Genomic DNA, 6909 nt, shown 5'->3' on the forward strand with positions numbered 1-6909 from the left:
ATATTGCCGGAATGGCAAACCTATACTTCCAATTAACTTCGGCAAAATTATGGGTTATTGGCAACTTTTGGTGATGATGAAAGGTTACGCGCTTTAAGGCAGAAGGCAGGAGGCAGAGGGCAGAAGGGTTTAAAACGTTTTCGGGAGCAATGCGATTTTGTGAGATCATGTTAAAGACAGCAGGGGAGCAGGGAGCAGGGGGCAGGGGGAATGGAAAAAGAACCAATAAAAAGTCATGAAGACTTGGAAGTATATAAAATGGCATTTGATGTAGCCATGAAAATTTTTGAATTATCTAAGAAGTTTCCTGTTGAAGAACGTTCTTGGCTTAAATTTGCTGTGAAATGTGGTTATTTAGACGTTGATACAGCCAGAGAACTTTATGGAGTTTACAACCGAGTTTTAGGCATTCTAGTAACTATAATCAACAATCCATCTCCTTGGCTTATAAAACGCTAATTTCTAATCCCCCTGCTCCCTGCTCCCTGCCCCCTGCCCAAACGAAGCAAGGCATCTCACAAAATCGCATCGCTCCCAACGTTTTCTTATCCGGGCGTGGGATTTGTGACTTCAAGGGGCGATCGCTTACGGCTTTCAAGTGATGCAGATGTTCTATAATCCTTGCTATGCTTCAATTGTGGGAATTTTTCCTTCCTCTTCCTTCTGCCCTCTGCCGTCTGCCTTCTGCCTTACCCCAACCAAGATCACCAAAAGTTGCCAAGAACCAAATTATGCTTTTAATCCTAAGCATAGGTTGTACTCAGTTTGCAAATGTCTTAATCATAGCCAAAAGACTGCTGAATTTCACGCAAGTAAGACCGAACCCAAAGGTTACGCATCACTCCCGGCTTGGTAAGAAGTTGAGTAACCCGACGTTGTGTAGGTTTTTGTCCTTGTGAATGAAGCAATTGAGCAACATTTTGTATTTCTTGGCATACAAGCTCTCTTTTTTTCTTACCAATTGCATTATTGTATTCTTGATAATGCTTGGAGATAGAACGAGAAAGTTCAGGAAAATATCTGTATAAATAGCTATTATTTTTGTAGCCTAGTTGTGATTTGAACGATAATTTAGCCAAACGGTCACGAAATACTTCACTCTGTACTAGGACAACATATAGTTCAAAGCTATAAATGGAGTTCAAAAAACTCAAAACTTAATTTCATCTTGGAATATGGTCAAATAGTTCATTTGTACCGTACCGCGATGAGAGAGAAATAAAAATTCAGATTTCAGGCGTAGGCGCAGCCCGCCGCAGGCATCGCTTTATCACTCAATTTTTGGCTAAACATATTTTTGAACCATATTGTGGGCATTTTGAACCAAATTTTGACCGAAAGTTTAAAATTTAAGTGTAACGACCTGCAATACTAATCGCTCAAACCTGCAATCAAGACATTTATAAACCAGGATTAAATGCAACTATAATTGCGCTTCAGCCAGGATTAAATGCAACTGAGCCAGGATTATTTGCAACCAACCTGCAATCATCGGTTTGAGCCAGGATTAAATGCAACTATAAAAGTAAAAAAAACGAACGATTTCTTAACTGTTTTACTGGTAAGGCTTTCGGAACGTTAAACCGTTGGTTTTCAAGTAAAAAAACTCGGTAAATATTTCATTGTTAATTTATCAAATTCTGAAATGAGTTTTTTGACTAACTCCTGTCAGAATTGAAAACTCAGTCATAGTAAAGTGTTGAGCTTATTTGCAATTAATCCTGGTCGAAACGGATGATTGCAGGCTGGTTGCAAATAATCCTGGCTCAGTTGCAGTTAATCCTGGCTCAACTGAAATTATAGTTGCAAATAATCCTGGTTTGAAAAAGTCTTGATTGCAGGTTTGGGCATTTATAATTGCAGGTCGCTACATTTAAGGGTTAAATTAGTGTGTCTTGCTCTGCATTTTTTACCAAGTCAAAAAATAAAACTTTTGGTCGCATTATGGTTCGCATTTAAAACAAGCGGACATAATTTGATTCATAAAGTTAGGTTTTTGATTGGCTAAAAACCTTGAAATTACGTTAACTTTTGGTCACGCTATGGTTCACAGTTTGGTCATGCAAGGGGTAAAATCACACTAGTCGTCGAGAAATTTCTAGGAATGAAGGAGGTGGAAATTCCTGAAGTGCTAATTCGAGAATAGGTTGAATTTTTTGCTGTCTACTCACACTTTTATAATCAGTGTGTCTAACTTTAATTATTTGACATAATTCGGGAAAATGATGCTGTAAACAAAGCGGATAATGTTTTAGACGAAACGCGACATCTTCTAAAGAAGGTGGTGGGTACTCATTAATTACTTCTTGAAGAATTATATTTAAAACTTGCTTTCTCTCGGAATTGATTCTCGTATAGGACTTTCTTGGTTGTTCGGCTTGATTTGTTAATGAGCCACAAGCAATATTATCAAAAACTAAAACATCTGTTGTCAAAAAATCAAGCAATTTGATTCTCATCTGATGACTTAGTAGCAAAAGTTTATCTATTTGAGGTATTACTTTTCCTTTACACCATGAACCAATTGTTGCTTGATTTACTAAAATAGCGCGAGATAAAGCAGCTTGATTTGATTGAAATGCATGATTAATAAAAGTAGAAATTGTCTGACTAATCCGATTTGAATCAATTGGAGATATGATAGTGGGTGCAGCTGCGATTAATTCTCCCAATTCGTGATTCACATAAAGTTGCCAAGCAATTTCATCCGCTTTCTTAATTTTGTTGACTCCACCATTTTTGTATCGGTAACTCCCCAGCCATTTACCGCATTTATTACAGTGTCCGGTCTGAGAATCACCAGAAAGCACAAGTTATTGATTCAAACAATGAGGACACACTGATAAAAAAGGATGGTGGTGGATTGGACAAATCTGAACTACATTAATACACCAAATATGGGTTTTTGACAATATTATAACTGAGCCGCCGAGCGGCTGGAGAGAATAGGTTGAAGTATCTAAACATAAGACTGTTTATTATCTAATGATACTTAAAGTAAACACGTGAAAAAACCCAACTATGTAAAGATAAATATGTAGAATAGCATACCCCCTAGAATGCTACAACGTTAATTTCAATACCTTCACAATTCTGCTTATTTAGAGGATTTTTGCCACCAATTTCGCAGAGGATCATTTTTTGGTGGTACATAACGTCCTTTAATCCTAATTGCATTGAGGACGTTACTTAATACTAAAGAATCAATGCTTTGTTTTTCTGACCAATGTTTAATTATTTCTGGAGTTGATAAAATCTGAAGATGGAGAAAATTCCTTTGAAGAAACTTGATCGCCTTGTCGTCATCAGTAGCGATCGCCCATTTTCGGTGAACAGCGATCGCACAAGTTGCAGATTCGCCATCATCAAGTTCAACAGCATAATTTACAAAAGATTCCTCCTCCTCTTCTGACTCAAAATCCACAACTTTTAGTAAACCAAGTTTAATAGCTTCTTCAAACTCTAACACAGCATCATTTTCTTCTTCTTGAAGTCGTTGGAGTGTTTTTAATTCGCGTTCTTGTACAACTGTAGTAACGACAATTTCAGCAGGAAGAGATTTCAAAATTGCCAGAAATTGACCCGACGCACAAAAGTTGATAACACAACAAGCATCAAGAAGAATATGAGAGTGAGTAATTTCCATGAATTGACCTCACTTCCCAGCAGTTTGAATTTGACGCAAATCAAAATCCGTATCTTCCTCCCTCATTCCGCTTGAATACTCCCTTAATGTCTCAGCGATGCGACGGGCTTCTAAGCGGTCAACATGGAGAAATTCAGCAAAACGCCCTTCAGTAATCAAACCTTGGTCTAATGCCTCAATTGCGAGATGCTGATAATGAAGTGGCATTATATCAATCCTTTGGGGGATTTGTTCTAAGCCAAGTTCCTCCTGTACCTTTCTGACTTTTAAACCTCGATCTCGTAATTTATCCCAAGTTCCTGAAGGTAGAAGTTCCATTTCCTCTAACCGATAAACTAGTGCTTCTACGGACACTCCATAGTAATGCGCTAGTGTAAATAAATTAGTCGGGGTGAATTTGCCGTGTGTACGGTACATATCATTAAACCGCTTCAGCAATCCACTGGTAGGCATGAGGAAATACTTAGGGAAAGTTTCCGCTAATTGCTCACTTTCAGGAAATCGCTGATATTGACCATCAAAGTGGAACTCAGGTTTTTGCCGATGTGCCAAAAAATGAAGGTATCCATGCGCCATTGACCAGCGTCTTCGCTCCTCTGGATGATTAGCATTGATGGCCATACAACCACCGACTTGCTCGTTATAGCTATACACTTCTGAGTATTTTTGTGGCATCTGCAAATAGAAGATACGTAACCCCACATCTTGTTCTAGGATGTCCCGCAGTTGTGAAATAGGAGCATCACCTAAACCCAGCCGTTGACGCTCTGCAACTGCTATACTCTCCGCAGCCGATTTGATCGGCATATCGGTTACTTGATACTCAAGAGGATAGTTTTGCGGCAGTGGCGCGTCCATAATCTTCTCAAGTTCTAGATAATTCTGACATAATTCCTCTAAATGAAGAATGAATGGTTCAATTTCTGCCTGTTGTTCCTGACTGCGTTGATAAACTGCTCGGAACTGTACTTCAAAAGGTTGCACTACTGGGCGCGATCGCACAAAGTCACTCACAGAACGTCCATAAGCACGAGCAAGTTTAATCAGTTCATTGGCTTTAAGACGGCGTTCTCCCTTCTCAATTGCAATCATAGTGGTGCGTGCAGCATCAATCACCTTGGCTGCATCAGCTTGAGTCAGTCCGCACTTTTTACGGGCTTGTTGTAAAAGTTCCCCCAATGTCCGCAGGTCAATGTTATCCAGAATATTGGTAGCCATAATGTTTTTCCTCAACCTTGTTGAGATGAGACTACGTATCTGCTAGATGCTTTCTGATAGTTGCCTTTATTTAATAACCCGTCTGCAATCTGCGATTCCACCTCATTCCATTCGGAAAGATAATTTTGATAAAGTTGAATTAAACGACTTCGCATATCGGCAGGTAATAGATTTTCTGCCATAGCAGTTCGATCAACAATATCATCTAGCACTGGAAACTTTTTGGTTAGAGTTTTCCAAGGTTCATCTGAGACACCCAGCAAAGAATCAAGGGTGTGAACCTGTGCCTGCATATTTAGGAAACATAAGCTGGGGTGTTTGACTGGACGCTCTCCATGCAATACTACATAGCGAGTTCTATCTTTTATGCCACTGGCTGCAAGTGATTGTCGCCTTAAAAGACAAGAGGAGCAGTAACCACATTGAACTGGCTTTTGACGATGTGGACTGTCACAAGACATAGTTAAAGGTGGTAAGTCGTCTCTCCCATTTTTAGCCAATGCTTTACACATTTCGGCTTTAGTCCAAAATAGAAAGGGGTTTTTTACCTGGAACTCTTCTCCTAAAAGCTCAGAAACAAGATCACTTACCATCAGCAAAGTCAGAGGATGAACAGAACGAGAGTGATCTAACCCTACAGCAGATTCACGATAGGGAAGGTTGATTGCACCAATTCCGTTTTCATACAGATAAAGAACCTTTTCCCCCATAAGGTATGCACACGCAGAACCAAGAAGAGTGAAGACAACACCCCGCGCGCGGGAAAGCTTGTTTTTTTGCTGCTCACTACTATCATCAAATAGGATTGGGACGCGGAAAAAATCGTCGCAACGACAGGGGAAGAGAGATTGAATTTTCTTAGCTACTTTTTTCTGGCGAGTAAATACACTATTGTTGCTGCCAGTTCCAAACAAGACGAACTGTTTTTCTGGATACATTAACAGGCGAGTGTACAAACCTGCCAGCGCATCCAGTCCACCACTCCACAACGTCACTTCACATCCTTGGGGTACTATCTGAAGAGATTGGTGTTGTTCAACAAGGCGTTCCGGTGCAATCCGTTTTTGGAAGTCGAAAACCCATTCGCTATCAGTTGTCCATTTTAGCAGGTCATCTAGCTTTGTACGAAATGGTTCAGCACTAAACAATTCTGGATGACGTAATGGCAGTATCACATAAAATCGGCGCTGCTTCTTTGTAAGACTTTGAGGAGCAAGACGATCTGAAGTATATATGGCAACAGCAAGGTCAATGAGATCGGCAACAATAGCTGGAAACTGTGCCTTAACCCTATACTTGAACTCTGTATCGTCCACATTTATGCCAATAGTTAGCTTCTGATCCTGGGAGTGATCAATAAACAGCACAGATCCATTACTATTCGACACAGCTTGAAAGTGCAAAGTGTAATCGCTGTAATCACTTTCGTTAAATTTTTGCTGAAGCGAAGGTCTGTAGTTCATAGCAGATCCTCGTCAAGGTCTATTTCTTTGACTTGCGATCGCCGATTTCGTCTGAGCTTGGCTACACCCTCATCTACACTCGCCTTTTTTGCCCATGTACTGATCTGGGCAAAGATGTCTTTCCTTAATACCTCTATACGCTCTGTAAAAGTTAAATTGTCAACTTTGGCGTGGTCATTGGGAATTAGTGGAATTCGCCCCTCAAATTCTGATACATACACTTTCTGCATATATCCTTCTATCACTGCCTCTGAAATCTTGCTGGTGTTAAATAGCTGGCCATAACGCAAATCATTAAGAAAACTCTTTCCAGCATCAAGGACAAGTGACTTAGTTCGATTTGGTATGTTGGCTTGTTGTGCTAATCTATCAAGTTTTTTACTTAAATCGGCAAAATCTATAGATTGATTGTTACTCGAATCTTTAATTACTTGGGTTAAGAGTTCCCCCATACCGAATGGCACTAAGAAAAGCCGGAACCCTTGCAGTTTAAGCAGTTTGCAATTGTTTGCGTAACTCATGCCGGGTTTTAGTCATCAAGGGGTAAATTTTTGGGCGACGTTTGCGGACTCGTGGTTCGCT

Annotated in this window: 7 protein-coding genes; 1 reads left to right on the forward strand and 6 read right to left on the reverse strand. The window is 39.9% G+C overall.

Going from position 1 to position 6909, the window contains the following annotated elements; translation table 11 throughout:
* The first annotated feature begins 210 nt into the window (after positions 1-210).
* Positions 211-459, forward strand: coding sequence for a four helix bundle protein (locus CDG79_RS37830; RefSeq protein WP_094346661.1), 249 nt, complete (start codon positions 211-213; stop codon positions 457-459).
* Between the two features lie 317 nt (positions 460-776).
* Here the strand turns inward: CDG79_RS37830 and CDG79_RS37835 are convergent, their stop codons facing one another.
* From CDG79_RS37835 to CDG79_RS37860, 6 genes are all read right to left on the reverse strand, one after another.
* The gene (locus CDG79_RS37835) at positions 777-1154 is read right to left on the reverse strand and encodes a hypothetical protein (protein ID WP_189525272.1); all 378 of its coding nucleotides are present in this window, start codon (positions 1152-1154) and stop codon (positions 777-779) included.
* Between the two features lie 921 nt (positions 1155-2075).
* Positions 2076-2810 (reverse strand): hypothetical protein, encoded by a 735-nt coding sequence (locus CDG79_RS37840; protein ID WP_094346662.1) that lies wholly within the window; start codon positions 2808-2810, stop codon positions 2076-2078.
* 287 nt (positions 2811-3097) lie between these two features.
* A complete protein-coding gene (locus CDG79_RS37845) occupies positions 3098-3646 on the reverse strand; it encodes a hypothetical protein (RefSeq protein ID WP_094346663.1) in 549 nt (182 codons plus the stop codon).
* 9 nt (positions 3647-3655) lie between these two features.
* Positions 3656-4864 (reverse strand): XRE family transcriptional regulator, encoded by a 1209-nt coding sequence (locus tag CDG79_RS37850; protein WP_094346664.1) that lies wholly within the window; start codon positions 4862-4864, stop codon positions 3656-3658.
* An 11-nt stretch (positions 4865-4875) separates the two neighbouring features.
* Positions 4876-6327: a 7-cyano-7-deazaguanine synthase gene (locus tag CDG79_RS37855; protein WP_094346665.1), complete on the reverse strand. Its 1452-nt coding sequence runs from the start codon at positions 6325-6327 to the stop codon at positions 4876-4878.
* Positions 6324-6848: a hypothetical protein gene (locus CDG79_RS37860; RefSeq protein ID WP_094346666.1), complete on the reverse strand. Its 525-nt coding sequence runs from the start codon at positions 6846-6848 to the stop codon at positions 6324-6326. Before CDG79_RS37860 ends, CDG79_RS37855 begins: the two co-directional genes overlap by 4 nt.
* Positions 6849-6909 lie beyond the last annotated feature (61 nt).

This window comes from Nostoc sp. 'Peltigera membranacea cyanobiont' 232 (assembly GCF_002245985.1).
Classification (GTDB): Bacteria; Cyanobacteriota; Cyanobacteriia; order Cyanobacteriales; family Nostocaceae; genus Nostoc.

Bases quoted from the DNA above. Each gene is read 5' to 3' on its own strand.
- CDG79_RS37845 (WP_094346663.1), bottom strand. From the start codon at position 3,646: ATGGAAATTACTCACTCTCATATTCTTCTTGATGCTTGTTGTGTTATC.
- CDG79_RS37850 (WP_094346664.1), bottom strand. From the start codon at position 4,864: ATGGCTACCAATATTCTGGATAACATTGACCTGCGGACATTGGGGGAA.
- CDG79_RS37830 (WP_094346661.1), top strand. From the start codon at position 211: ATGGAAAAAGAACCAATAAAAAGTCATGAAGACTTGGAAGTATATAAA.
- CDG79_RS37855 (WP_094346665.1), bottom strand. From the start codon at position 6,327: ATGAACTACAGACCTTCGCTTCAGCAAAAATTTAACGAAAGTGATTAC.
- CDG79_RS37860 (WP_094346666.1), bottom strand. From the start codon at position 6,848: ATGAGTTACGCAAACAATTGCAAACTGCTTAAACTGCAAGGGTTCCGG.